Source organism: Salipiger sp. PrR007, assembly GCF_010499845.1.
In the GTDB taxonomy this organism is placed as follows: domain Bacteria; phylum Pseudomonadota; class Alphaproteobacteria; order Rhodobacterales; family Rhodobacteraceae; genus Salipiger; species Salipiger pacificus_A.
Genome location: NZ_JAAGOZ010000083.1, coordinates 111,671 through 135,665 on the forward strand (window position 1 = coordinate 111,671; position 23,995 = coordinate 135,665).

General features: G+C 66.4%; 26 protein-coding genes. 16 read left to right on the plus strand and 10 right to left on the minus strand.

The features are described 5' to 3' along the window. Positions 1 to 43: 43 nt before the first annotated feature. The 5 genes from G0Q01_RS24005 to G0Q01_RS24025 form a co-directional block, all read right to left on the minus strand. Positions 44 to 862 carry an ABC transporter permease gene (locus tag G0Q01_RS24005; RefSeq protein WP_203595155.1) on the minus strand — a complete coding sequence of 273 codons (819 nt, stop codon included), beginning with the start codon at positions 860 to 862 and terminating at the stop codon, positions 44 to 46. Continuing rightward, positions 862 to 1,638: an ABC transporter ATP-binding protein gene (locus G0Q01_RS24010; protein WP_108969016.1), complete on the minus strand. Its 777-nt coding sequence runs from the start codon at positions 1,636 to 1,638 to the stop codon at positions 862 to 864. Before G0Q01_RS24010 ends, G0Q01_RS24005 begins: the two co-directional genes overlap by 1 nt. Then, positions 1,638 to 2,633 (minus strand): ABC transporter substrate-binding protein, encoded by a 996-nt coding sequence (locus G0Q01_RS24015; protein ID WP_164189250.1) that lies wholly within the window; start codon positions 2,631 to 2,633, stop codon positions 1,638 to 1,640. Before G0Q01_RS24015 ends, G0Q01_RS24010 begins: the two co-directional genes overlap by 1 nt. Before the next feature lie 14 nt (positions 2,634 to 2,647). Beyond that, entirely contained in the window at positions 2,648 to 2,836 is a 189-nt protein-coding gene (locus G0Q01_RS24020) for a hypothetical protein (protein WP_164189252.1), read from the minus strand. Between the two features lie 381 nt (positions 2,837 to 3,217). Further along, positions 3,218 to 4,126 carry an AEC family transporter gene (locus G0Q01_RS24025; RefSeq protein ID WP_164213925.1) on the minus strand — a complete coding sequence of 303 codons (909 nt, stop codon included), beginning with the start codon at positions 4,124 to 4,126 and terminating at the stop codon, positions 3,218 to 3,220. A gap of 177 nt (positions 4,127 to 4,303) precedes the next feature. Here G0Q01_RS24025 and G0Q01_RS24030 point away from each other — a divergent pair, with 177 nt between their 5' ends. After that, entirely contained in the window at positions 4,304 to 4,765 is a 462-nt protein-coding gene (locus G0Q01_RS24030; RefSeq protein ID WP_108969012.1) for an Lrp/AsnC family transcriptional regulator, read from the plus strand. 9 nt (positions 4,766 to 4,774) lie between these two features. Here G0Q01_RS24030 and G0Q01_RS24035 read toward each other — a convergent pair whose 3' ends face one another. Continuing rightward, positions 4,775 to 6,205, minus strand: coding sequence for an aminotransferase class V-fold PLP-dependent enzyme (locus G0Q01_RS24035; protein ID WP_164189256.1), 1,431 nt, complete (start codon positions 6,203 to 6,205; stop codon positions 4,775 to 4,777). Between the two features lie 306 nt (positions 6,206 to 6,511). Here G0Q01_RS24035 and G0Q01_RS24040 point away from each other — a divergent pair, with 306 nt between their 5' ends. The 6 genes from G0Q01_RS24040 (at position 6,512) to G0Q01_RS24065 (ending at position 13,094) form a co-directional block, all read left to right on the plus strand. Then, the gene (locus G0Q01_RS24040; protein WP_164189258.1) at positions 6,512 to 7,426 is read left to right on the plus strand and encodes a LysR family transcriptional regulator; all 915 of its coding nucleotides are present in this window, start codon (positions 6,512 to 6,514) and stop codon (positions 7,424 to 7,426) included. 247 nt (positions 7,427 to 7,673) lie between these two features. Further along, on the plus strand, positions 7,674 to 8,831 hold the full coding sequence (locus G0Q01_RS24045; RefSeq protein WP_164189260.1) for an ABC transporter substrate-binding protein: 1,158 nt from the start codon (positions 7,674 to 7,676) through the stop codon (positions 8,829 to 8,831). Between the two features lie 65 nt (positions 8,832 to 8,896). Further along, the gene (locus G0Q01_RS24050; RefSeq protein ID WP_164189262.1) at positions 8,897 to 9,895 is read left to right on the plus strand and encodes an ABC transporter ATP-binding protein; all 999 of its coding nucleotides are present in this window, start codon (positions 8,897 to 8,899) and stop codon (positions 9,893 to 9,895) included. 2 nt (positions 9,896 to 9,897) lie between these two features. Next, on the plus strand, positions 9,898 to 10,848 hold the full coding sequence (locus G0Q01_RS24055) for an ABC transporter permease (protein ID WP_164189264.1): 951 nt from the start codon (positions 9,898 to 9,900) through the stop codon (positions 10,846 to 10,848). After that, positions 10,838 to 11,644, plus strand: a complete 807-nt coding sequence (locus G0Q01_RS24060) for an ABC transporter permease (RefSeq protein ID WP_164189266.1) — start codon at positions 10,838 to 10,840, stop codon at positions 11,642 to 11,644. The genes G0Q01_RS24055 and G0Q01_RS24060 overlap by 11 nt, the downstream gene beginning before the upstream one ends. A gap of 25 nt (positions 11,645 to 11,669) precedes the next feature. Continuing rightward, complete coding sequence (locus G0Q01_RS24065; protein ID WP_164189268.1) at positions 11,670 to 13,094, plus strand: gamma-aminobutyraldehyde dehydrogenase; 1,425 nt, start codon at positions 11,670 to 11,672, stop codon at positions 13,092 to 13,094. Positions 13,095 to 13,127: 33 nt separating this feature from the next. On the opposite strand, the gene G0Q01_RS24070 is transcribed toward G0Q01_RS24065, so the two are convergent. The 4 genes from G0Q01_RS24070 to G0Q01_RS24085 form a co-directional block, all read right to left on the minus strand. After that, positions 13,128 to 14,036, minus strand: a complete 909-nt coding sequence (locus G0Q01_RS24070; RefSeq protein WP_164189269.1) for an MBL fold metallo-hydrolase — start codon at positions 14,034 to 14,036, stop codon at positions 13,128 to 13,130. Positions 14,037 to 14,107: 71 nt separating this feature from the next. Further along, on the minus strand, positions 14,108 to 15,145 hold the full coding sequence (locus G0Q01_RS24075; RefSeq protein WP_164189272.1) for a YeeE/YedE family protein: 1,038 nt from the start codon (positions 15,143 to 15,145) through the stop codon (positions 14,108 to 14,110). A 42-nt stretch (positions 15,146 to 15,187) separates the two neighbouring features. After that, positions 15,188 to 15,535: a helix-turn-helix transcriptional regulator gene (locus tag G0Q01_RS24080; protein WP_235940372.1), complete on the minus strand. Its 348-nt coding sequence runs from the start codon at positions 15,533 to 15,535 to the stop codon at positions 15,188 to 15,190. A 5-nt stretch (positions 15,536 to 15,540) separates the two neighbouring features. Then, the gene (locus G0Q01_RS24085) at positions 15,541 to 15,912 is read right to left on the minus strand and encodes a hypothetical protein (protein ID WP_164189274.1); all 372 of its coding nucleotides are present in this window, start codon (positions 15,910 to 15,912) and stop codon (positions 15,541 to 15,543) included. Between the two features lie 88 nt (positions 15,913 to 16,000). Here G0Q01_RS24085 and G0Q01_RS24090 point away from each other — a divergent pair, with 88 nt between their 5' ends. The 9 genes from G0Q01_RS24090 to G0Q01_RS24130 all read left to right on the plus strand — a co-directional run bounded on the left by G0Q01_RS24090 (position 16,001) and on the right by G0Q01_RS24130 (position 23,985). Continuing rightward, a complete protein-coding gene (locus G0Q01_RS24090; RefSeq protein WP_164189276.1) occupies positions 16,001 to 16,735 on the plus strand; it encodes a cytochrome c biogenesis CcdA family protein in 735 nt (244 codons plus the stop codon). Positions 16,736 to 16,762: 27 nt separating this feature from the next. Then, positions 16,763 to 17,341, plus strand: coding sequence for a thioredoxin family protein (locus tag G0Q01_RS24095; RefSeq protein WP_164189278.1), 579 nt, complete (start codon positions 16,763 to 16,765; stop codon positions 17,339 to 17,341). A gap of 168 nt (positions 17,342 to 17,509) precedes the next feature. Continuing rightward, complete coding sequence (gene soxX / locus G0Q01_RS24100; RefSeq protein WP_164213926.1) at positions 17,510 to 17,989, plus strand: sulfur oxidation c-type cytochrome SoxX; 480 nt, start codon at positions 17,510 to 17,512, stop codon at positions 17,987 to 17,989. Between the two features lie 13 nt (positions 17,990 to 18,002). Next, positions 18,003 to 18,419 (plus strand): thiosulfate oxidation carrier protein SoxY, encoded by a 417-nt coding sequence (gene soxY / locus G0Q01_RS24105; RefSeq protein ID WP_164189282.1) that lies wholly within the window; start codon positions 18,003 to 18,005, stop codon positions 18,417 to 18,419. Between the two features lie 15 nt (positions 18,420 to 18,434). Further along, entirely contained in the window at positions 18,435 to 18,764 is a 330-nt protein-coding gene (gene soxZ / locus G0Q01_RS24110) for a thiosulfate oxidation carrier complex protein SoxZ (RefSeq protein WP_108968982.1), read from the plus strand. Positions 18,765 to 18,854: 90 nt separating this feature from the next. Continuing rightward, a complete protein-coding gene (soxA, locus tag G0Q01_RS24115) occupies positions 18,855 to 19,709 on the plus strand; it encodes a sulfur oxidation c-type cytochrome SoxA (RefSeq protein ID WP_164189284.1) in 855 nt (284 codons plus the stop codon). An 82-nt stretch (positions 19,710 to 19,791) separates the two neighbouring features. Then, on the plus strand, positions 19,792 to 21,489 hold the full coding sequence (gene soxB, locus G0Q01_RS24120; RefSeq protein ID WP_164189286.1) for a thiosulfohydrolase SoxB: 1,698 nt from the start codon (positions 19,792 to 19,794) through the stop codon (positions 21,487 to 21,489). Between the two features lie 32 nt (positions 21,490 to 21,521). Next, positions 21,522 to 22,775: a sulfite dehydrogenase gene (gene soxC, locus G0Q01_RS24125; RefSeq protein WP_164189289.1), complete on the plus strand. Its 1,254-nt coding sequence runs from the start codon at positions 21,522 to 21,524 to the stop codon at positions 22,773 to 22,775. Continuing rightward, entirely contained in the window at positions 22,759 to 23,985 is a 1,227-nt protein-coding gene (locus G0Q01_RS24130) for a c-type cytochrome (protein WP_164189291.1), read from the plus strand. Before soxC ends, G0Q01_RS24130 begins: the two co-directional genes overlap by 17 nt. Positions 23,986 to 23,995: the final 10 nt, after the last annotated feature.

Below are 23,995 nucleotides of genomic sequence, written 5' to 3' on the forward strand. Positions count from 1 at the left end.
ACCGGGCGGCGGGCCGCCCAATGCGAAAGAGGTGCGCGAGGTCTCAACGCTTGCGCGGCAGGCTCCAGGGGAAGAGCAGCTTCTGCGCCCAGCTCACCGCCTGGAACAAGGCCAGTGACATGGCGGCGAGGACGAAGAGCCCGGCCCAGGCCTGCGGCAGCTTGAACATCGAGGTCGAGAACTGGATGAAGTAGCCGACGCCTGCGTCCGAGGCGCAGAACTCGGCCACAACCGCGCCGATCACCGCCAGCGTCACCGAGATCTTCAGCGCCGAGAAGATGTAGGGCACGGCGAAAGGCAGCCGGATCTGGGTGATTTCTCGAAAGACCGGGGCGCGCAGGCTCCGCGACAGCTCGATGAGTTCAGGCGGCGTGGCGGCAAGCCCGGTGGCGGTGGAGACCACCATCGGGAAGAAGCAGATCAGCGTGGTGATGACGATGCGCGGCGCATCCCCGGCCCCCAGAACCACGATGATGATCGGCGCGATGGCGACGACCGGCGTGGATTGCACGATAACCAACAGCGGGTAGAGCGTGCGGTTCAGCGCCGGCGAGCGCACCAGCGCGATAGCCAGAGGAATGGCGATGGCGATGGCCAGCGCGAAGCCCAGCAGCGCGACCCGCAGCGTTGCCCAGACGTGGCCGGCCCAGCGTTCCGCGCCGATGCTGGGGAAGGTCGAGAAGATCGAGCTCGGAGCCGGCAGCAGGTAGCTGGGGATATTCAGCGAGCGCGCGGCAAGCTCCCAGAGCGCGACTGTGCCGAGGATGGTGAGGATCGCGGCGACGCCCGGCGCGGCGAGGATGCGCCGTAGATCGGGGCGTTTGCTTTCGGGCTTGGAAAAATCTGGCATCGAAAGGCTCATCAGGCGGCATCCCTTTGCAGCAGCAGGTCGCGCAGGTGGGCGGCAATCTCGGTGACCGCCGGATCCTTGATCGTCTCGCGGCCACGCGGGCGGGCAACCGGCACCGGCAGCTCGGTCAGCACCGAACCGGGGCGACCGGTCATGACCAACACGCGGTCGGCGAGGAGCGCCGCCTCGCTGACGGAATGGGTGATGAAGACCACGGTCTTCGGGCGCTCGCCGAAGATGCGCAGCAGGTCGAAGCCCATTTCCTCGCGGGTCAGCGCATCGAGCGCCGAGAAGGGCTCGTCCATCAGCAGGATATCGGGGTCCATGTGCAGCGCGCGGGCGATCCCGACGCGCTGCTGCATGCCGCCGGACAGCTCGTCTGGCAGGCGCTTGCCAAATCCCTCGAGCCCGACCATGCGCAGCAGGTCCTGCGCCCGGTCGCGGTCGTGGCGGCCCACCCGTCCACGCTTGTGGCGGACGGGGAACAGCACGTTGTCTTCAATCGTGGCCCAGGGCAGCAGCGTCGGCTTCTGGAAGACGATGCCGATGTCCTCGCGCGGGCCGGTGACCCGCCGCCCGAACACCTCGACCGTGCCCGAAGTCGGTTCGAGCAACCCGGCGATCATGCGCAGCAAGGTGGACTTGCCGCAGCCCGAGGGGCCAAGCACGGCGAGAAACTCATGCCGGGCGACCTCGAAGCTGACGTTGCGCAGGGCCTCCACCCGGCCGGAGCCGGTCTCGAAGACCTGGCCCAGCCGGTCGAAACGAATGGCGGCGGGGGTTTCCATCAGCCTTCCCCGCCGGGCAGGAAATCGCGGGTCACGAAGACCTCGGGGTTCTGTGCCGCCCCGTCCAGTCCCTGCGCCTGCGACACGCGGTTCCATGTGGCGGCAAGCCGTCCCGGCTCGAAGACGCCGAGCCCGTCGGCCTCGGTCACCTCGTTGTACACCAGCGCCAGCATGTCGTTGAGCGAGCCGAGCACGTCGCCATGCTCCAGCTCCGGCACCATGTTGACCACGGATTGCGCGGCGTCTTCCGGGTTGGTCCTGCAGAACTCGATCGACTTCTTGAAGGCGGCGACGAAGCGCGCGGCGACGTCGGGACGTTCGGCGAGGAAGGCATCGTTGGCATTCAGCGACGCGGAGTAGAGTTCCAGGCCAGCAGCCGACCAGGGCAGCGCGATGATCTCCTTGCCCGCGTCCTTGCCCTGGCCCTGATAGCGCGAGAGGTCGGTCATCCAGGCGACGATGCCGTCGACCTGCCCGGTCATCAGCATCGGCCCGAGCGCGCCGGCGTCGGCTTTGGTCAGCTCGAAGTCGGCCTCGCTCAGGCCCACGTCCTTCAGCACCAGCGGGAGGTAGACGTTGGAAGAGGTGAAGGGCGACGTGGCGATCTTCTTACCTTTTGCGTCGGCGACGCTGTCGAAGCCGCTGTCCTTGACCGTGTAGAAGGCATGCGGTCCCTTGTTGAACACCGACATCACCGAGGTCACCCCGACGCCTTCCTGTGCCTTGGCGGCCATCAGCGCGCCGATGTCGGCCATGCCGATGTCGGACGAACCCGCCGCAAGGCGCGAGATCGCATCCGACGAGCCTCGGCCCGAGGCGATGGTGACGTCGAGGCCCGCATCCGCGCAGAAGCCCTGGTCGACGCAGACGTATATGGGCGCCTTGTCGCCCCCCGGAAGCCAGTCGAGCTGGTACGTGACCGGGTCCCCGGCAAGCGCGGTGGTCGCGCTGAGCGCGAGCCCGAGGGCCGTGAGCGTGGTGGACTTGGACAACATGTGGAGGTCTCTCCCTAGTGTGCTGATTTGTTGGACAGTTGCAGGTGGTCGATCTCGGCCTTGCCGATGCCCTCGGCGCGCATCCGGTCGCGGGCACAGCGCCGCCGTTCCGGATCCGCGCACATCAGGCAGGCCCGGCATTGGTGCGTCGCGAGATCCTTTGTTTCTATTTTATCTTTTTTAGCCCGGTAGTTGCTGGTCATATCTGGCCTCGTCAGAGTCGGAACTTCTGGCGAGCAATGTCCAGGATTTGGTCCAGACCGCTTCTACTCGTGGCCTCATTTATGGAACGCGCAAACCGGGCCGATCAACGGAAATTTCGCAGTTCTCAGGCCGCATGTTTTTTGAACAATTCCTGAGGGCGCGATGCGCCACTTCCGGTGGGTCGCCGAATCTCGGAGAAAACAAGTGATTTTCCGGCAATCTCTGCATGGCGCCCGGTTCTGCCGTCTCGGAGTAAGTGCACAAATTTAGAGCGTACGCATTTTCAGAACGCTTTTGGCGACAAATTCTCCCGCCGCGGGCCAGGCGCGGCGGCCTCCCTGCGTGGGCTTGAACCTATGCACGCGGCCCGCAGGCCCGCCCTAGCCCAGGCCCAGCACCAGCAACACGAGGGGAATCGTCAGCACGCCGAGCAGGGTCTGCGCCGTCACCAGCCCGGCCATGAGCGTGCCGTCCCCGCCCATCTGCCGGGTCAGCACGTAGGCCGTCGGCGCGGTCGGGATTGCCGAGAAGACCACCAGCACCAAGGCTTCCACCGGGCCGAGGCCGACGGCCGCCGCCACCAGCGCCGCGATGCCCGGAACAAGCACCAGACGCAGCGCCGCGTTGCCCGCGAGCGCCGGCAGATCCCCGCGCAGCGATCCCGGCCGGAGGGCCGCGCCGACGCACAAGAGGCCAAGCGGCAGACTGCCGCGCGCGAGCAACTCGAGGAAGCGGTCTGCGCCGAAGGGCAGCCCCGCGCCGACAAGCGCAAGCGCGATCCCGGCAAGGCAGGCAAGGATCAGCGGATTGCGCAGCATGGTCTTCAGCAGCACCCCGCGACGGCGCAGCACCTCAGCCTCGCTCAGCGCCACGATCGACAGCACGTTGACCAGGGGAACGGCGATGGCGAGATAAACCGCCGCGCGCGAGACGCCTTCGGGGCCGGCAAGGCTCGCGGTGATCGCCAGCCCCAGGTAGGTGTTGAAGCGCACCGCCCCCTGCAGCGCGGGGCCGAAGCGCGCCGCGGGTGTCGGCCAGAGGCGGCGTGCCAGCGCCATGCCAAGCGCCACGAGGCAGATCGTGGCGACGGTCGCCCCGCCGAGCTTCAGCAATTGCGGATCATCCAGCGGCGCGCGAAGCAGGCTCGACACGAGCAGGGCCGGGAACAGGAGGAAGTAGTTCAGGCGCTCCGCGGCGGGCCAGAAGCCCGGGTCGGGAAACCCCTTGCGGGACAGGAAAAACCCCAGGCAGATGAGCCCGAACAAGGGCCAAATGGTGATGAACAGCACGCCGCGACTCCAAGTATGCCGCCGTGGCACCCGGGCCGGACGGCGCCTCTCCCCTATAGCGCGGCCGTGGTGCGAGGTCAGCGGCCTTCTGCCCCTGGTCGCCTCAGCCTTCGCGGACCTACCATTGCCCGACTTCTTAGGATAGATTTCCCCAACTTCAGCCTTGGGAAGAAATCAATGCTCGACACCTACGATCGGAAGATCCTCGCACTGCTCCAGCGCAACGCCGAGATGCCGGTCACCGAGATCGCCGCCGAGATCGGCCTCACCACCACGCCCTGCTGGCGCCGCATTCGCAAGCTCGAGGAGCGCGGCTATTTCAAGCGCCGCGTGGCGCTGCTCGACGAGGAGAAGCTCAACGTCGGGGTTTCGGTTTTCATGGCGATCCGCACCAACCAGCACAGCCGCGATTGGGCGCGCGCCTTCGTCAAGGCGGCCGAGGAGATCCCCGAGATCGTCGACATTTTCCGTCTGGCGGGCGAGGTCGACTACATGCTGCGCGTCGTGGTTCCGGATATCGCGACCTTCGACAAGGTCTACCAGCGACTGATCCAGAAGGTCGAGATCCACGACGTCTCGTCGATGTTCGCGATGGAGACCATCAAGTCGAGCACCGAGCTGCCGCTCGACTACGTCTGAAGCCCGGCTTCAGGCCGCGCTGGCCGAGAAGATCGCCCGGGCGCCGTCCACCTCGTAGCTGCCCACGTGGGCCACCGCGTCGCGCGAGAGCGTGGCGACGCTCTGCAATATGAAATCCACCTCTGCCTCGCTCATCAGCACCGACAGGTTGAGCCGTACGAAGCCGGGTTTCTCCAGTTCCTGGCCCGACAGGATCGCCGCGCGGATCCGCGCCGCGGCCTCGGTGTCAAAGCCCAGCAGGCGCAGCACGTAGGGGCCGGCGCAGGCGCAGCCGCCGCGGGCCTGGATGCCGAACCGGTCGCTCAGCATCTTCGTGGCCAGCTGCTGGTGGATGTACCCGCCACGCGGGTCGCGCAGGCGAAAAGAGAGGACGGGGAGGCGCGCGGCCCCGGTGTTGCCGAGCAGCTCGATGCCGGGCTCGGCCTGCCATGCGACGATGGCGCGCGCGGCCAGTTCGGCGTTGCGCTGCGCCATGTGATCCGCACCGATTTCTTCCTTAACGATCACCGCCAGGGCCGCGCGGATGTCGCCGACGACATTGGGCGTACCCGCCTCCTCGCGCGCCTCCAGCGCGCCGGAATAGTCATGCCCGTCGGAGGACACGAAGCGCACGGTGCCGCCGCCGACCCATGTCGGATGCTCGGCGACCACAGCATCGCGGCGCAGCACCATCACGCCCGAGGCGCCCGGCCCGCCGATGAACTTGTGCGGCGAGAAGACCAGCGCGTCGATGCCTGCGCCCTGCTGGTCCATGGCCATCGGCAGGTAGGGCCCTCCCCCGGCATAATCCCAGACCATCAGCGCACCCGCTTCCTTTGCCCGGCGGGTGAGGCCCGCGACGTCGGCGATGATCCCCGAGACGTTCGAGGCCGCCGAGAAGGCGCAGATCACCCGGTCGTAGTCCGCCTTGTCGGCGAGCGCCGCATCGAGCGCGGCAAGCTCCGGCCCGCCGCCGCCCGCCTCGGGCAATTCGACCACCTCGGCACCGCTCTCGCGCCACGGCAGAATGTTGGAGTGATGCTCGTAGGGGCCGAGGATGACTTTCACCTTGCCATGGTCCGCGCCCAGCAGATGCACCAGCCGGTTGATCCCCGCCGTCGCCCCGCTCCCCGCGAAGATCACCGCGTGTTCGGGACCGGCGCCGCAATGGTCGGCAATGGTGGCGCGCGCGGCGGCCCGCAGCCGGGTCATGAATCCGCCGCAGAAGGACGCCTCGGTGTGGCTGTTGGCATAATAGGGCAACACGCTCTCGAGCAGGAACATCTCGAGCGTCTTCAGCGCCCGGCCCGAGGCGACGTAATCGGCGTAGACCAGCGGCTTGGGCCCGAAAGGTCCATCCACCATCGCGCCCTTGCCCACGAGGTCTTCGCCCATCCGTGCCACAGGCGGCAGGGCCTGACGGAAGGAGGTCAGCAGGGCGGTGGGATCTGTGCAGGACATGGGATGCTCTTCTGGCTCGATGGGGCAGCTTTGCGCGTTCAGCGCGGTTGAAAGCAGCCTAGCATCGGCAGAGGCGCAAGAGTTTCCAAATGCGCTCTCCTGGACCGCCGAACACAGCAATCTCATTCCAAGATTATGTCCGATATGAGCATAATATATCCCTCATGCGCCTCGCCGCGCCACCTCTGCCCTCATTGTCCGCGCTCCAGCCCACCTTGGCGGCGCGTTGCCCCTTCCCCGAGGAACAGGCTTGCGCGGTGCGCGCAAAGCGCCCTTCAATGCGCCTGACACCCGGGGGAGCGCGCCATGTCCTTTACCTTGAAACAACTCCGCTATTTCGTCGCCGTGGCCGAGAAGGGCTCGGTCATCGGCGCGGCGCAGATACTGTCGATCTCCCAATCGGCGGTGACGGAGGCACTGAAGAACCTCGAGGCCGATCTTGGCGTCACCCTTTTCGAGCGCCACGCGCGCGGCCTCGACATCACCCACAGCGGCCACCAGTTCCTGCGCCACGCGACGAAGATCCTGTCGGACGTGTCGGGCGCGCGGCGGGCCTTTCAGCGCGCACCGGGCACCACGCAGGGGCGGCTCAACATCGGGGTGACCTCACTGATGGCGGGCTACGTCATGTCCGACCTGCTGTCGCGTTACCGGCGGATGAACCCTGCGGTGGAGGTCTCGGCTCTGGAGGATCAGGGCGAATACCTCGAGCACCTGCTGATCGGGGGCGAGCTCGACGTGGCGGTCATGGTGATCTCCAACCTGCGCGACCGCATGGCGCTGCAATCCGAGATCCTCGACGTGTCCTCCTTCCGGCTCTGGCTGCCGCTGGGCCACAAGCTGACGGCCCGAGAGAGCATCGGCCTCGACGACGTGGCGCGCGAACAGCTCATCATGCTCAACGTCGACGAGATGGAGGAGGAGGCGGTGAAGTTGCTCTCGGCCTTCGGACGCAAGCCGCAGATTGCCTTTCGCACGCGGTCGGTGGAGGCGGTGCGCAGCCTCGTCGCCACCGGCGCGGGCGTGGCGCTGCTGCCGGACCTCGTCTATCGGCCGTGGTCGCTCGACGGCGACCGGATCGAGAGCCGCGACGTCTCGGGCAGCCTGCCGATCGTGCAGGTGGGCATGGTCTGGCGCAAGGGGTTGCCACTCTCGGAAGCGGTGCAGGATTTCCTGTCGCTGGCGCGGATGGGACAGGCGGAAAGACCGGGGCGTTTCTGAAGGGGCGAGCTATCGGTTTTTCCGAATGCTCATTTCTGATTTATGAATTTGCGAACGCAGCGACGGCGTCACATGATTTTCGTGCGGGAGAATGGCGCGTGGCCGAACGGCCGAAAGACGCCCCCGTGCCGCGGCGCAGGTCGCCACCGGCTCTGACACCAACAGCGAATTTCGGGCCGTCGCCCGAGCCGGGGACGTGTCTCGCACGGCCACCCGTCTCCTGCGGCCTGCCCACAGGGAGAGTGCAATGACCAACCGTTTCATCACCGCCGCAGTGAGCGCGATCACCGCCGCTTCGCTGGCGACGAGCGCCGTCGCGCAGATGACCGAGATCGGCGAGGGCGAAGGTGAGCTGTCGATCGTCGCCTGGGCCGGCTACATCGAGCGCGGCGAGACCGATGCCGCCTTTGACTGGGTGACCAAGTTCGAGGAAGAAACCTCCTGCAAGGTCTCCGTGAAAACCGCCAACACCTCGGACGAGATGGTGGCGCTGATGAACGAGGGCGGGTTTGACCTCGTCACCGCCTCGGGCGACGCCTCGCTGCGGATGATCGCCGGCAAGCGGGTGCAGCCGATCAACGTGGACCTCATCCCCTCGTGGAGCAAGGTGGACGACCGCCTGAAGGACGCGCCTTGGCATACGGTAGACGGCGAGCATTACGGCACCCCCTACATGTGGGGCCCGAACGTGCTGATGTACAACACCGAGGCCTTCCCCGAGGCGCCGACCTCGTGGAACGTCGTGTTCGAGGAAACAACCCTCGCCGACGGATCGAGCAACAAGGGACGGGTGCAGGCCTATGACGGGCCGATCCACATCGCAGACGCAGCCAATTACCTGATGGCGCACCAGCCCGAACTCGGGATCACCGACCCCTATGAGTTGAACGCCGACCAATATGCCGCCGCGCTCGATCTGCTGCGCGGCCAGCGCGAGCTGGTGAGCCGCTACTGGCACGACGCCTTCATCCAGATCGACGACTTCAAGAACGAAGGCATGGTCGCCTCGGGCTCCTGGCCGTTCCAGGTCAACCTGCTGCAGGCCGACGGCGTGCCCGTCGCCTCGGTGATCCCCGAGGAAGGCGCGACCGGTTGGGCCGACACCACCATGCTGCATGCCGAGGCCGAGCATCCAAACTGCGCCTACATGTGGATGGAGCACACGCTCTCGTCCAACCTGCAGTCCGATCTCTCGGTCTGGTTCGGCGCCGTGCCTTCGGTGCCCTCCGCCTGTTCGGACGGGTCGGGCATGCAGACCCAGGAAGGCTGCGACGCCAACGGCCTCGCGCAGTTCGACAAGATCAAGTTCTGGAAGACCCCGGTGGCCAAGTGCGAAAGCCAGGACGAATGCGTGCCCTACTACCGCTGGGTGTCCGACTACATCGGCGTGATCGGCGGCCGCTGATCGCCTTCCCTGACCTTCCCCGCGCCGCCACCCTGCGGCGCGGGCACAAGAACCGGAACACTCCCATGCCAGCCGTGAGCTTCGACCACGTCTCCCGCCACTTCGGGGCGGTGAAGGCGGTGGATGACGTCATCCTCGACATTGCCGAAGGCGAGTTCTTCGCCATGCTGGGGCCCTCGGGCTCGGGCAAGACCACCTGCCTGCGCCTGATCGCCGGCTTCGAGCGCCCGACGGCGGGCGACATCCGCATCTTCGGCGCCCCCGTTGCCGATCTGCCGCCCTACAAGCGGCAGGTGAACACGGTGTTCCAGGATTACGCGCTGTTCCCGCATCTCAACGTTCGCGACAACGTCGCCTACGGGCTGATGATCGCCGGGCGTGGCAAACGCGAACGCCACGCCGAGGCCGAGGCGGCGCTCGAGATGGTGCGGCTCGGCGGCTACGGCAGCCGCAAACCGTCCGAGCTGTCGGGCGGCCAGCGCCAGCGCGTCGCTCTGGCTCGCGCGCTGGTCAACAAGCCGCGCGTGCTGCTGCTCGACGAGCCGCTCGGCGCGCTCGATCTGAAGCTGCGCGAGCAGATGCAGGAAGAGCTGAAGACCCTGCAGCGCCAGCTTGGCATCACCTTTGTCTTCGTCACCCACGACCAGGGCGAGGCGCTGTCGATGGCCGACCGCGTGGCGGTGTTCAACGACGGCAAGATCATCCAGGTCGGCAGCCCCGAGGACATCTACTTCCGACCCGAGGTGCCCTTTGTCGCTGATTTCGTCGGCTCGTCGAACGTGCTGCCCGAGGCGCTGGTCGCCCGGCTGACCGGCGAGACCTGCCCGGCCGCGATCCGCCCCGAGCGTCTGCGGCTGACCTCCGAGGGGCCGCTGAAGGCGCGTGTCACCGGGCTCAGCTTCCTCGGCCTCAGCACGCGGGTCAGCTTCGACGCGGACGGCACCCGGCTCACCGCGCTCTTGCCGCAGGACGCGCTGCGCCCCCGCGAGGGCGACGAGGTGGCGTTGAGCTGGGCACCCGAGGATCTGCACCTGATGCGGGCCAGCCAGCGGGCCGGGGCATGAGCATGGTGGATACGAGCCCAACCGCGCAGGCTGGCCCTTCCGAAGGGCTTCTGACCCGGGTCTCCGACACGCTTTGGCGGCGTCCGACGCTGCTCTTGCTGATCCTGCTGACGCCGCCGGCGCTGTGGCTCGGCATCATTTACCTCGGCTCGCTCTTCGCGCTGCTGCTGCAGAGCTTCTTCTCGATCGACCACTTCACCGGGCTGATCAACCACGAGTTCACGCTGGCGACCTACGCCGAGCTCTTCACCCCGGCCAACTTCGACATCATCCGCCGCACGGTGGGCATGGCGGCGCTGGTCACGGTGGCCTCCGCCGCGGTCGCCTTTCCCATCGCCTACTATGCCGCGCGCTACGCCAGGGGCGCGTGGCGGGCGCTCTTCTACCTCGGCATCATGATGCCGCTGTGGTCGAGCTATCTGGTGAAGGTCTACGCCTGGAAGCTGATCCTCGCCAAGGAAGGCATCCTGACCTGGATCTTCGACGGGCTCCACCTGACATGGCTGCTCGACGCCTATCTCGCGCTGCCGGTCATCGGGGGCAACTCGCTCTCGGTCAGCCCCACCGGCACCTTCCTTGTCTTCGTCTACGTCTGGCTGCCCTACATGGTGCTGCCGATCCAGGCCGCGCTGGAGCGGGTGCCGACCTCGATGCTCGAGGCCAGCGGCGATCTCGGCGCGACACCCTCGCAGACCTTCCGCCACGTGCTGCTGCCGCTGGCGCTGCCGGGGGTGGTCGCGGGCTCGATCTTCACCTTCTCGCTGACGCTCGGAGATTACATCATCCCGCAGATCATCGGCACCTCGCGGCTCTTCATCGGCCAGGCGGTCTACCAGCATCAGGGCATCGCCGGGAACATCCCGCTGGCCGCCGCCTTCGCCGTGGTGCCGATCGTGATCATGGGCGTCTACCTCTGGATCGCCAAGCGCATGGGGGCCTTCGATGCACTCTGAGCGCGCCTCTCTGAAGCTCAAGATCGCCGCTGCCGCGGGCCTGCTGTTCCTACATCTGCCGATCCTGCTCATCTTCGTCTACGCCTTCACCACGGAAGAGAAATCCTTCCAGTGGCCGCCGCCCGGCTACACGCTGAAGTGGTTCGCGGCCACCTGGGACCGGCCCGACGTCTGGGAGGCGATGGCGCTCAGCCTCAAGGTCGCGGCGATTTCGACGCTGCTCGCGATGATCCTCGGCACGCTCTGCGCCGCCGCGGTGAGCCGCACGAAGTTCTTCGGTCGCGAGAGCATCTCGCTCTTGGTGATCCTGCCCATCGCCCTGCCGGGCGTTGTGACGGGCATCGCCCTGCGCTCGGCCTTTTCCATCGCCGAGGTGCCGTTCAGCACCTGGACCATCGTGCTCGGCCACGCGACCTTCTGCGTGGTGATCGTCTACAACAACGCCGTCGCCCGATTCCGCCGCACCAGCGGCAGCCTCATCGAGGCCTCGATGGATCTGGGCGCCAACCTCTTTCAGACGCTGCGGTACGTCATCCTGCCCAATATCGCCACCGCGCTGGTGGTCGGCGGCATGCTGGCCTTCGCGCTCAGCTTCGACGAGGTCATCGTCACCACCTTCACCGCCGGGCAGCAGCAGACGCTGCCGATCTGGATGCTCGAGGAACTGGTGCGCCCGCGCGAACGCCCGGTGACCAACGTGGTCGCCATGGTGGTGGTGCTGGTCACCCTGCTGCCCATCCTGGGCGCCTATTATCTCACCCGCGGGACCGAAGCGGTCGCCGGTCAGGGCAAATAAAGAACGGAAAGTAACGGAGGACATCATGCAGACCAAGATGCTGATCGGCGGCGCTCAGGAAGCCGGGAAAGAGACCGAAGAAGCGGTGCTCAACCCGCGCACCGGCGAGCTGATCGTGAAGATGCCCGAGGCGGACATGGATCAGGTGAACCGCGCCGTGGGCGCTGCCCGCGCCGCCTTCCCCGGTTGGGCGCGCACCACCGCGGCGCACCGCTCCGGCCTCTTGCTGGCGCTGGCCGACGCCATCGAGGCGCGGGCCGAGGAGTTCGTGGCGCTGGAATCGCTCAACTGCGGCAAACCGATCGACTGCGTGCGCGGCGACGAGGTGCCTGCGGTGGCCGACTGCTTCCGTTTCTTCGCCGGCGCCGTGCGCAACATGCACGGGCCCTTGGCGGGTGAATACATGGAGGGCCACACCTCGATGATCCGCCGCGATCCCATCGGCGTCGTCGCCTCGATCGCGCCTTGGAACTACCCGATGATGATGATGGCCTGGAAGCTGGCCCCGGCGCTCGCGGGCGGCAACACGGTGGTGATGAAGCCCTCGGAGCAGACGCCGCTGACCGCGCTTCTGATGGCCGAGATCATCGCCGGGATCTTCCCCGCAGGCGTGGTCAACGTGATCGTCGGCCAAGGCGCCACGGTCGGTAACGCGCTGATCAACCACCCGCAGGTCGACATGGTCTCGATCACCGGCGATGTGGCGACCGGGCGCAAAGTCCTGCAGGCGGCCTCGAAGTCGGTCAAGCGGACGCATCTGGAGCTGGGCGGCAAGGCCCCGGTCATCGTCATGGACGACGCCGATCTCGGTCGCGTCGTCGAGGGGCTGCGCGCCTTCGGCTATTACAACGCCGGGCAGGATTGCACCGCCGCCTGCCGCATCTACGCAGGCGCGAAGGTCTATGACAATCTGGTGGCGGATCTCTCCTCGGCCGTGTCCTCGATCACCTTCGACGATGCCGACGACACCAAGAACGAGATCCCGCCGCTCATCTCCCTGCGCCAGCGCGACCGGGTGGCAAGCTTCGTGCAGCGCGCCTCGGAGCTCAAACACATCGAGGTGACCACCGGCGGCGCCCTGCACGAGGGCTCGGGCTTCTACTACCGCCCCACGGTCATCGCGGGCGCCCTGCAGGAGGACGAGATCGTCCAGCGCGAGGTCTTCGGCCCCGTCGTCTCGATCACCCGCTTCGACGATGCCGACACCGCCGTGGCCTGGGCCAACGACAGCCAGTACGGGCTTGCCTCGTCGGTCTGGACCGAGAACATCGGCCGGGCGCTCGATATGTCGGCACGGCTGCAATACGGCTGCACCTGGGTGAACACCCACTTCATGCTGGTCAACGAAATGCCGCACGGCGGGCTCAAGCAGTCGGGCTACGGCAAGGACATGTCGATGTATGCGCTCGAGGATTACACCGTGGCGCGGCACGTGATGATTGCCCACTAGACATGCGCTGGGGCGGCCCCGCCGCCCCACGCCTCAGAGCGGGACGAAGCGGTATCCATCCTCCGCCCGCTCCACGTGGCCCATGCCGCCTTGCGACAGGTGGAAGCCGATGACCGGCATCTGTTCCTGCACCAGCCGGTCCATCAGCGCCACGCGGGTCTTCGCGCCCAGCTCCGGGTCCTGGTCAGAGTTCGCCTCCCATCCCGGTCGGGCAAACGCCACGTGGTCGTTGCCGATGGCATCACCAACGATCAGCGCCGCCGCCTGTCCTTGCCGCAGTTCGAACGCCATATGGCCGGGCGTGTGCCCCGGCGTGAGGATCGCCGCGAGGCCGGGCAGGATTTCATCGCCATCCTCGAAGCGCTCGATCCGATCCTCGATCACCTCCATCCTCCGCCGCGCGCCGATAGCGAAGATTTGGCGTTCGGCGCCGATGGACTCCACGGTCGCCGGATCCCACCAGTAGTCCCATTCCGCGCGGCCCATGAGGTAGCGGGCCTCTGGAAACGCGGGCTCGTCGAATTCGTCGAGAAGCCCCCAGATGTGGTCGGGATGCGCATGGGTGAACACCACTGCCGTCACCTGCTCGGGGGTGATCCCGGTGGCCTCGAGGTTGCCTTGCAGCGCCCCGGCGCTCTGCATGAAATCAGGCCCCGCGCCGACGTCGAAGAGCACGGTCTGCTCGCCATCCTGCCAGAGGGTCACGTTGCATTCGGGTGTCAGTCGCTGGCGGTCGATGTGCCGCGCGGCAAGGATCGACGCCAGCTCGGGCTCGGGCATGCCGTCGAAGACGAAGTCGCCGGGCAGCACGAGGTTGCCGTCGCTTACGGTGAGCAGCCGGCCCGTGCCGAGCTGGGTCTCGGCGATCAGCCTACGGGGCAGCAGCGGCGCGAGGCCGGCGGCCGCGGCGGTTTGCAGCAGGTGTCTGCGGGTAAGTGGCATGGTCTCTCCTCCCATTCACACATTCGCATTCTATGATGCAAATCGTGGGACGGGAAGAGCTGAATGCGTCGCTACTCTGCGGGCGCGAAACCGACGATAAGCTGGCGTAGCCCGATCGCCGCCCCCGCGAAGATCGACAGCAGCGCGACGGGGGCGCTGAACGACAGCAGGGAGAAAGCGCTCAGCCCCTGCCCGACGCTGCAGCCCGCGGCCAGAACCGCCCCCGGGCCCATCAGCGCCGCGCCGAGGATCTGCCGTTTCAACTCGCGCGGGTCCTCGCAGGCCTCCCACCGGAAGTGCCCCTTGCGCAGCGAGCCGAGGAAGGCGCCGATCAGAACGCCACCCACTGAGCCCACGGCAAAGCCGGGCGCCGCCGCCGAGGCCGTCATCAGCCACAGAAGGGTCTCGCCAAGCGGGCGCGCGAAGGAATGGCTCTCGACCGAGGTTGCGCCGAAGCTCTGCGTCGCGGCCATCTGCGTGCCGACCCAGCCCGAGGTTACCGCGAGTCCAACCACCACGCCCCAGAAGATGTGCCGCCCGGCGCGCGCCATGCCGCCGCCCGACAGCGAGAGTGCGACCAGCGCCCCGCCCACCACCAGCCCGGTCAGCAGCGGTGCGCCGGTGACCTGCGACAACGCTTGCGGCGACGTGGCCGGTGCGTCGGGAAAGACGGTGATCCGCAGCAGCGCCAGCGGGCCGGAGAGGGTGACATAGGCGGTCAGCCCCATAACGACGACGATCACCAGCGAGCGCAGGTCTCCGCCGCCAAGACGCGCCAAAGCGCCGTAGCCGCAGTTGCCCGAGAGCGCCATGCCGTAGCCGAAGAGCAGCCCGCCGAGCGCGGTGCCGGGCAGCGACCATTGCCGCGAGAGATAGAAAGTCTCGCCGGCGTCGAGCCATCCCGCGGAAATCGCGGCCTGCGTGGCGATCACCGCCGTGCCGATCGCAAGCCCCCACATCCTCAGACGCCGGGTGTCCGAGGAATAGAGCGCGTCCTCGATCGCGCCGAGCGTGCAGAAACGCCCGAGCCGGGCGGCAAGGCCAAGTGCGATGCCTCCAAGAAATCCCACGAGCGCCGCCAGCGCGGCGCCGTCACCAAAATCGAACATTCCGACTGTCGCTCCCTTCCGACCGCCAGCATGCGCCGCCGGTCACTCCTCCCGACAGAACAGGTCGTAGATGACTTCCATGATCTTCTTCGGACGGTCATCCGTCAACGAGTAGTAGATCGTCTTGCCGTCCCGCCGCGGGGTGACCAGCCCCTCGAGCCGCAGCCGAGAGAGCTGCTGCGAGACCGCCGACTGCCGCGCCGAGAGCAGATCCTCGAGTTCGGTGACCGATTTTTCGCCCGAGGCAAGGTGGCACAGGATCATCATCCGCCCGCCGTGGCTCATCGCCTTGAGCAGGTTCGACGCCTCTTCGGCTTTTTCCATGAACCGGTCCATTTCCGGCTCGCTCATACCCTCGTCAAAGACGGGGAGGTGGGCTGCGTTCGACATCGGCGTCATCCGTTTATCTGCGCGGGAGGTGGCGCGGGCGAGGCGGAAACCTCTTCGATCAGGCGGGCAAGCAGTGCCCAGAAAAAGTCTTGTCCAGGATAGCCTTCGATTCGTCCGGTTTCCATCCCGTCCGTCACCAGAATGAACGTTGGCGTAAAGGCAACGGGCCGCGCGAGGTCAATATCTTGCGGCAAGTCACGAATGTCGGCCCGGCGCAGCGGCGCGGCCTGCCCCTCTGCGGTCTTGGGATAGATCGGCGCGATTTCTTTGTCCCAGGCCTCGCAATAGCGGCAACCAGCCTGCTCGGCCATGAGCAGCAGGGTCTCGGCCCGCAGAGGCAGGGGCAGGATCAGAAGGAAGAGGAGAAGAAGTCGCATCTAGGGTGTTCCACAGTGGATTGACCAAGAGCCTATCACATACGTAACGTTATATGCGAATATGTATTGAAGTAGGAGCGTCGCAAGCATGTTTGATGTCACTTTCTTAGGCGCTTTCCTTGCCGGACTGCTGTCTTTCCTGTCACCCTGCATTCTGCCGATCGTGCCCTTCTACCTGTCCTATCTTGCCGGACAGGGGGTGCATGTGGTCGCCGAGACCGGCGTCGTGCCGCCCGGGCTGCGCCGCCGCGCGGTGACCGGAGCGGTGCTTTTCGCGCTCGGGGTGATCACCGTCTTCATCGGACTGGGCGCCACGGCCACCGTTTTCGGCCAGATGGTCCGCGAATGGTTCGGTGTGCTTCGTTGGTTTGCTGCTGCAATCATCATTTTGATGGGGCTGCATTTTCTCGGCGTGCTGCGCATTCCCCTGCTCTACCGGCAAGTCCGATCCGAGGCCCGGGGCGCAACCGGTTTCGTAGGCGCCTACGTCATCGGGCTGGCCTTTGCCTTCGGCTGGACCCCCTGCGTAGGTCCGGTGCTGGCGGCAATTCTCTTCACCGCCGCCGGGCAGGACACCGCGCAGCACGGCGCGCTGCTGCTGCTCACCTATGGCATCGGGATGACCCTGCCCTTCGTGCTGGCTGCCGCCTTCATCGGCCCTTTCCTGCGCTTCATGGCCCGCTTCCGCCGCCACCTCGGGCGGGTGGAAAAGGCGATGGGAGTGCTGCTCATCCTGTTCGGCGCTCTGATCGCGACCAACAGCGTCAACCTGATCGCCGCCTGGCTCATCGACACCATCCCATGGTTCAGCCGCATCGGCTGACCTTGCCCACTCCAAAGGAGGAGAGTGATGACACGACTGTTCCCCGCGCTGGCCTCGGCGGCGTTGATCGCGCTGGCCACCGCCCTGCCCGCGCCCGCCGCCCAACTCGGCGACGACGGGCTGCACAAGGCGCCCTGGATGCACGACACCTTCAAGGATCTTCGCGAGGACCTGGCCGAGGCCAATGCTGCCGGTCAGCGCCTGCTGATTCTCATCGAGCAGCGCGGCTGCATCTACTGCACCAAGATGCACGAGGAGGTGTACCCGCAGCCGGACATCGAGAGGATGCTCTCCGAAGATTTCTTCGTCATCCAGATCAACATGTTCGGCGATGTGGAGGTCACCGACCTCGATGGCACGGTGCTGCCCGAGAAGGACATGGTGCGGCGCTGGGGAATGCTTTTCACCCCCACGATGATCTTCCTGCCAGAGGAGCTGAAGGAGGTGCCCGCGCCGCAGGCTGCGGTGGCCGTCATGCCCGGCGCCTTCGAGAAGAGCACCACCCGCCACATGCTGCAATGGGTGCTGGAGAAGGGCTACGATGGCGACGAGCCGTTCCAGAAGTACCACGCTCGGAAACTTGAAGAGGGCCGCGCAAAGAACTGACAACGCTCGACAGTTACAGGCCAAAGCACAGGCGGCGCCTTGGTTGAGAGGTCCCGAAGGACGGCGCTGTCGGATGGCGTACATATCTTTAAATTCACGGCTATGAATTTGTTGTTGCAAAAACCTTGATGTGTGCCGTAGCATTCAAGTCATGGAAGGGGAGGAGACATGAAAACAACGGTCGCACTTGCGTCCGTCATCGGGATCGTTGCGTCTGCCGTGCTGGCAGACACGACAGCTCCAGATGACGTCAGCTTCACCGAATACGGCGAGGTAGAGGCCTCGCTGTCCGGCACCGCGGGCGATCCCGCGAAGGGTGCCGAAATCATGACCACCAGGTCGAAGGGCAACTGCGTGGCCTGCCATGCGGTCACCGCGCTGGCCGACGCGCCGTTCCACGGCGAGGTAGGCCCAACGCTCGACGGCGTCGGCGGATATCGCTCCGAGGCCGAGCTGCGCGGCATCGTCGCCAACGCCAAGAAGATGTTCGACGGCACGGTGATGCCCGCCTTCTACAAGACCAGCGGCTTCATCCGGCCCGGCGACGGCTACACCGGAAAAGCCGCGCCCGATGACCTGCCGCCGATCCTCTCCGCCCAAGAGGTGGAGGACGTGGTGGCCTTCCTGATGACCCTTCAGGACAGCTGAGAGAGGAGACGGCATGAGCCTGACCAGACGAGATACCTTTGGGCTTGCCCTTGGCGCCATGGCGCTGACGGTCCTGCCCTTCCGCGCCAACGCCTCGGTCGACGACCTGATCTCCGAGTTCACCGGCGGTGCCGACATCGGCGACAGCGGCGTCGAGCTGACCGCGCCGGAGATCGCCGAGAATGGCAACACCGTGCCGATCAGCGTGGATGCGCCCGGCGCGTCCGAGATCCTGGTGCTTGCCGCTGGCAACCCAACCCCCGCCGTCGCCACTTTTTCCTTCGGCCCGCTGGCCGGCTCGCGCATGGCCTCGACCCGCATCAGGCTTGCCGGCACGCAGGACGTGATCGCGGTGGCGAAGCTCGAGGACGGCAGTTTCGCGCGCACCGCCAAGACCGTGAAGGTCACCATCGGCGGCTGCGGCGGCTAAGAGGAGACAAGACAGATGGCATCCGGAGTGAAACCCCGCGTCAAGGTTCCCAAGTCCGCGTCCGCGGGCGAGGTGATCACCCTCAAGACACTGATCAGCCACCCGATGGAAAGCGGCCAGCGCAAGGACAAGGAGGGAAACCTTATCCCGCGCTCGATCATCAACCGCTTCACCTGCGACTTCAACGGCCAGAACGTCATCGACGTGAAGATGGAGCCGGCGATTTCGACCAATCCCTACTTCGAGTTCGAGGCGCTGGTGCCCGAGGCCGGGGAATTCACCTTCACTTGGTACGACGACGACGGCTCGACCTACACGGACACCAAGCCGATCGAGATCGCCTGATACACGGCGGGACGCCCGGAGAGGAGCCGGGCGCCCGATACCGTCTTGCCCGTCCCCATGCCGGCCGGGCCAACTTGAGGGAGGAGACACATGACACGCAAGGCGATTGCGCTCACCGCGCTCGCCCTGCTGGCCGCACCGCTGGTGGTGCAGGCTGGCGGGCCGGATGACGACGAGCTCGTCATCAACGGCGAGATCGAGATCACCACAAAGGCCCCCGCCCCGGCGTTCCTGTCGGAGGTGATGGACGAGGTCATCTCGGGCTGGCACTTCCGCTCGGACGAGACCCAGGAACTGGAGCTCGACGACTTCGACAACCCCGGAATGATCTTCGTCGATCAGGCCCGCGAGCAATGGGATATGGTCGACGGTACCGAGGGCGAGAGCTGCGCCTCCTGCCACGGCGCACCCGAGGAGATGGCCGGGGTCAAGGCCAGCTATCCCAAGTGGAACGACGCGGCCGAGGAAGTCCGAACCCTGCAGATGCAGGTCAACGGCTGCCGCACCGAGCGCATGGGGGCCGAGCCCTGGAAATACGACAGCGCCGACGCGATCAACATGGAGGCGCTCTTGGCCTCGGTGTCGCGCGGGATGCCGGTCGACGTGGCCATCGACGGCCCGGTCGAGGCGGTCTGGGAGCAGGGCAAGGAACTCTACTACACCCGCACCGGCCAGCTCGAGCTTTCCTGCGCCAACTGCCACGAGCAGAACTACGGAAACTACATCCGCGCAGACCATCTCAGCCAGGGCCAGATCAATGGATTCCCGACCTACCGGCTGAAGAACGCGGCCCTCAACGGGGTGCAGTCGCGCTTCAAGGGCTGCGTGCGCGACACCCGCGCCGAGACCTATTCGCCGGGCAGCCCCGAGTTCATCGCGCTCGAACTCTACGTCGCCTCTCGCGGCAACGGCCTGTCGGTCGAAGGCCCCTCCGTCCGCAACTGAAGCCAGCCCCGCGCGAGCTGCTCGCGCGGGGTTTCTCTTCCCAAACGAATTCACGCATTTGAATGCGTACGAGGATACCCCGATGATCTCCCGACGTGATTTCCTCCAGGTCTCCATGGCTGCCGCGGCGGCCTATGGCGGCTCCGGCTTCGGCAACTGGGCACGGCTCGCGGCGCAACAGCGCCTGACGCAGGACGACCTGCTGGCCATGCCAGCCTTCGGGAATGTCTCGCTGATCCACATCACCGACATCCACGCGCAGCTGAAGCCGATCTATTTCCGCGAGCCTTCCGTCAACATCGGCGTCGGCGGCAACCACGGCGAGGTCCCCCACCTCACCGGTGCCGAGTTCCGCAAGATGTACGGCATCGAGGACGGTTCCCCCTCCCACTACGCCCTCTCCTCGGGAGATTTTACCGCCCTCGCCCGCGGCTATGGCCGTGTCGGCGGCATGGACCGGGTGGCGACCGTGGTGAAACAGATCCGCTCCGAGCGCCCGGACGCGCTGCTGCTCGATGGCGGCGACACCTGGCACGGCAGCTATACCTGCTACCAGACCGCCGGGCAGGACTGCGTCAACGTGATGAACCTGCTGAAGCCCGACGCGATGACCTTCCACTGGGAGTTCACCCTCGGCTCGGACCGCGTGCGCGAGATCGTCGAGGGGCTGCCCTTCGCCGCGCTCGGCCAGAACATCTTTGATGCCGAGTGGGACGAGCCCGCCGAGCTGTTCCAGCCCTACAAGTTTTTCGACCGTGGCGGCGTGAAGATCGCCGTCATCGGCCAGGCGTTCCCCTACCTGCCGATCGCCAACCCATCTTGGATGTTCCCCGAGTATTCCTTCGGCATCCGCGACGCGCGCATGCAGGAGATGGTCGACGAGGTCCGCGCGGCCGGCGCCGAGCTGGTCGTGGTGCTCAGCCACAACGGCTTCGACGTCGACAAGAAGATGGCCGAGAGGGTCACCGGCATAGACGTGCTGCTCTCGGGCCATACGCACGACGCGTTGCCCGAGCCGGTGCTCGTGGGCGAGACGATCCTGATCGCCTCGGGCTCCAACGGCAAGTTCGTCTCCCGCGTCGATCTCGACGTGCGCGATGGCCGGATGATGGGGTTCCGCCACAAGCTGATCCCGATTTTCTCGGATGTGATTGCCGCCGACCCCGAGATGACTGCGCTCATCGACGCGCAGCGCGCGCCCTATGCCGAGCAGCTGTCCGAGGTCATCGGCCATACCGACACCACGCTCTACCGCCGGGGCAATTTCAACGGCACCTGGGACGACCTGATCTGTGACGCGTTGCTGACCCAGCGCGACGCGCAGATCGCCCTTTCTCCCGGCGTGCGCTGGGGACCATCGCTGCTCGAGGGCGACCCGATCACCCGCGAGGACCTGTGGAACGTCACCTCGATGAGCTACCCCGAGGCCTACCGCTCTGAGATGACCGGCGCGTTCCTGAAGACCGTGCTGGAAGACGTCGCCGACAACATTTTCAACCCCGATCCCTACTACCAGCAGGGCGGCGACATGGTCCGCGTCGGCGGGCTCGGCTACCGCATCGACGTGAGCGCCCCGGTAGGACAGCGCATCTCGGACATGACGCTGCTGGGGACCGGCGAGGCGATCGACCCCGCGAAGAGCTACACCGTCGCCGGCTGGGCCAGCGTCAACGAGGGCACCGAGGGCCCGCCGATCTGGGACGTCGTGGAAAGCCACATCCGCAGTTTGGGCCGCGTGCAGCTGGACGAGAACACCTCGGTCGAGGTGGTTGGCGCATGACGCAGGACCCCAAAAGAACAAAGGAGGACAGAATGAGCGAGCCGAAGACATCGCGCCGTGCCTTCCTGCAGGGGGCCGCCACCGTGGCCGTGACCGCAGGGGCCGCGCGGGCCGCAGAACCCGATCCGCTGATCACCGAGGTGCAGCCCTGGGCGCAGGGCCTCGGCGACGGCGTCGATGCCACCCCCTACGGGCTGCCGATCCGCTTCGAGGACGACGTGGTGCGCCGCAACGTCCCCTGGCTGACTGCCGACCCGATCAGCTCGATCAACTTCACCCCGATCCACGCGCTCGATGGCACGATCACACCGCAGGGCTGCGCCTTCGAGCGGCACCACTCGGGCGCGATCGAGCTCAGCAAGAGCGATTACCGCCTGATGATCAACGGGCTGGTCGATAGACCGCTCATCTTCACCTACGAAGATCTCGAGCGCTTCCCGCGCGAGAACCACGTCTACTTCTGCGAGTGCGCCGCGAACACCGGCATGGAATGGGCGGGCGCGCAGCTCAACGGCGCGCAGTTCACACACGGCATGATCCACAACATGGAATACACCGGTGTGCCGCTGCGCACCCTGCTGCGCGAGGCAGGCCTGCCCGCGACCACCGACAAATGGGTCTATGTCGAGGGCGCAGATGCGTCCTCCAACGGCCGCTCGATCCCGATGGACAAGGCGCTCGACGACGTGCTCGTCGCCTTCAAGGCCAACGGCGAGGCCCTGCGCAAGGAACACGGCTACCCGGTGCGCCTCGTGGTGCCCGGCTGGGAAGGCAACATGTGGGTGAAATGGCTGCGCCGCATCGAGGTACTGGACGGCCCCGTCGAGAGCCGCGAGGAGACCTCCAAGTACACGGACACGCTGGCTGACGGCACCTCGCGCAAGTGGACCTGGGTGATGGACGCGAAATCCGTGGTCACTTCGCCCAGTCCGCAGGCGCCCATCAAGCACGGCCACGGCCCGCTGGTGATCACCGGCCTCGCCTGGTCCGGCCACGGCAGGATCACCCGCGTCGACGTCTCGATCGATGGCGGCAAGAGCTGGCAGACCGCGCGGCTCGCCCGCGAGGGTGAGACCAAGGCGCTCACCCGCTTCTATCTCGACACCGAGTGGAATGGCGAAGAGATGTTCCTGCAGTCCCGCGCCATGGACGAGACCGGCTACGTGCAGCCCACCAAGACGCAGCTGCGCGAGGTGCGCGGCGAGAACTCGGTCTATCACAACAACTGCATACAGACCTGGTGGGTCAAACCAAACGGGGAGGCCGAAAATGTCGAAGTCTCTTAAACTCTACGCCAGCGTCTTCGGCGGCATCGCGGTCACCCTGACCCTCGCGGTCAACTTGGCCGACCGTTTCGTGGCTCAGGCGCCAGCAGACCTGCGGAGCCTGACCCCGCTTGAGTTCGCCGCGCCCGCTGTCCCAGCGGGCGGCCTCGTCGCCGCCGCCGAGGCAGGCGAAGCGCCCAAAGACGGCCCGCTCGGCATCGGCCGCGAAGCCCTGCCCGAAGAGATCGCCGCCTGGAACCTCGACGTCTCGCCCGACGGCACCGGCCTGCCGCCCGGCAGCGGCTCGGTCGAGGATGGCGAGATGCTCTTTTCCGAGAACTGCGCCTCCTGCCACGGCGAGTTCGCCGAAGGGTCCGGCAACTGGCCGAAGTTGGCAGGTGGCGAGGACACGCTGGCCAACAAGGACCCGGTGAAGACCGTGGGCAGCTACTGGCCACACCTGTCGACCGCCTGGGACTACGTGCACCGCTCGATGCCCTTCGGCAACGCGCAGTCGCTGGAGCCGGACGAGGTCTATGCCATCGTCGCCTACATCCTCTATTCGAACTTCATCGTCGACGAGGATTTCACCCTCTCGAACGAGACCTTCTCCGAGGTGGTCATGCCCAACGCGGGCGGCTTCATCATCGATGACCGGCCCGAGACCGAATACCCGCAATGGACCGGCGAGCCCTGCATGACGGATTGCAAGGACAGCGTCGAGATCACCATGCGCGCCACGGTGCTCGACGTGACCCCGGACCATGGCAACGACGAGGCCGCGGCTGAACCTTCTGCAGAGGCCCCCGGCGAAGAAGTTGAACTGGCCTCTGCCGACATTGGCACCGAGGCCACGGGGATCGCAACGGATGCCGCAGCCGAGCCCGCGCCCCCCCCTGCTGCCGCCGACCCCGAGTTGATCGCCGCCGGAGAGAAGGTGTTCAAGAAGTGCATGTCCTGCCACGCTGTGGGCGACGGGGCGAGGAACAAGTCTGGCCCCGAGCTCAACGGCATCGTCGGGCGCGGCATCGGCTCGATCGAGGGCTTCCGCTACTCCAAGCCCTTTGAGGAGGCGCACGGCGCCGGCGAGACCTGGACCCTCGAGCGGCTGCACGCCTTCCTCGAAAAGCCAAAGGAAGCGATGAAGGGCACCAAGATGTCTTTCCCCGGACTGCGCAAGCCCGAGGATATCGACGCGGTCATCGCCTATCTCTCGACCTTCGCCGAATGACAGACAGCCC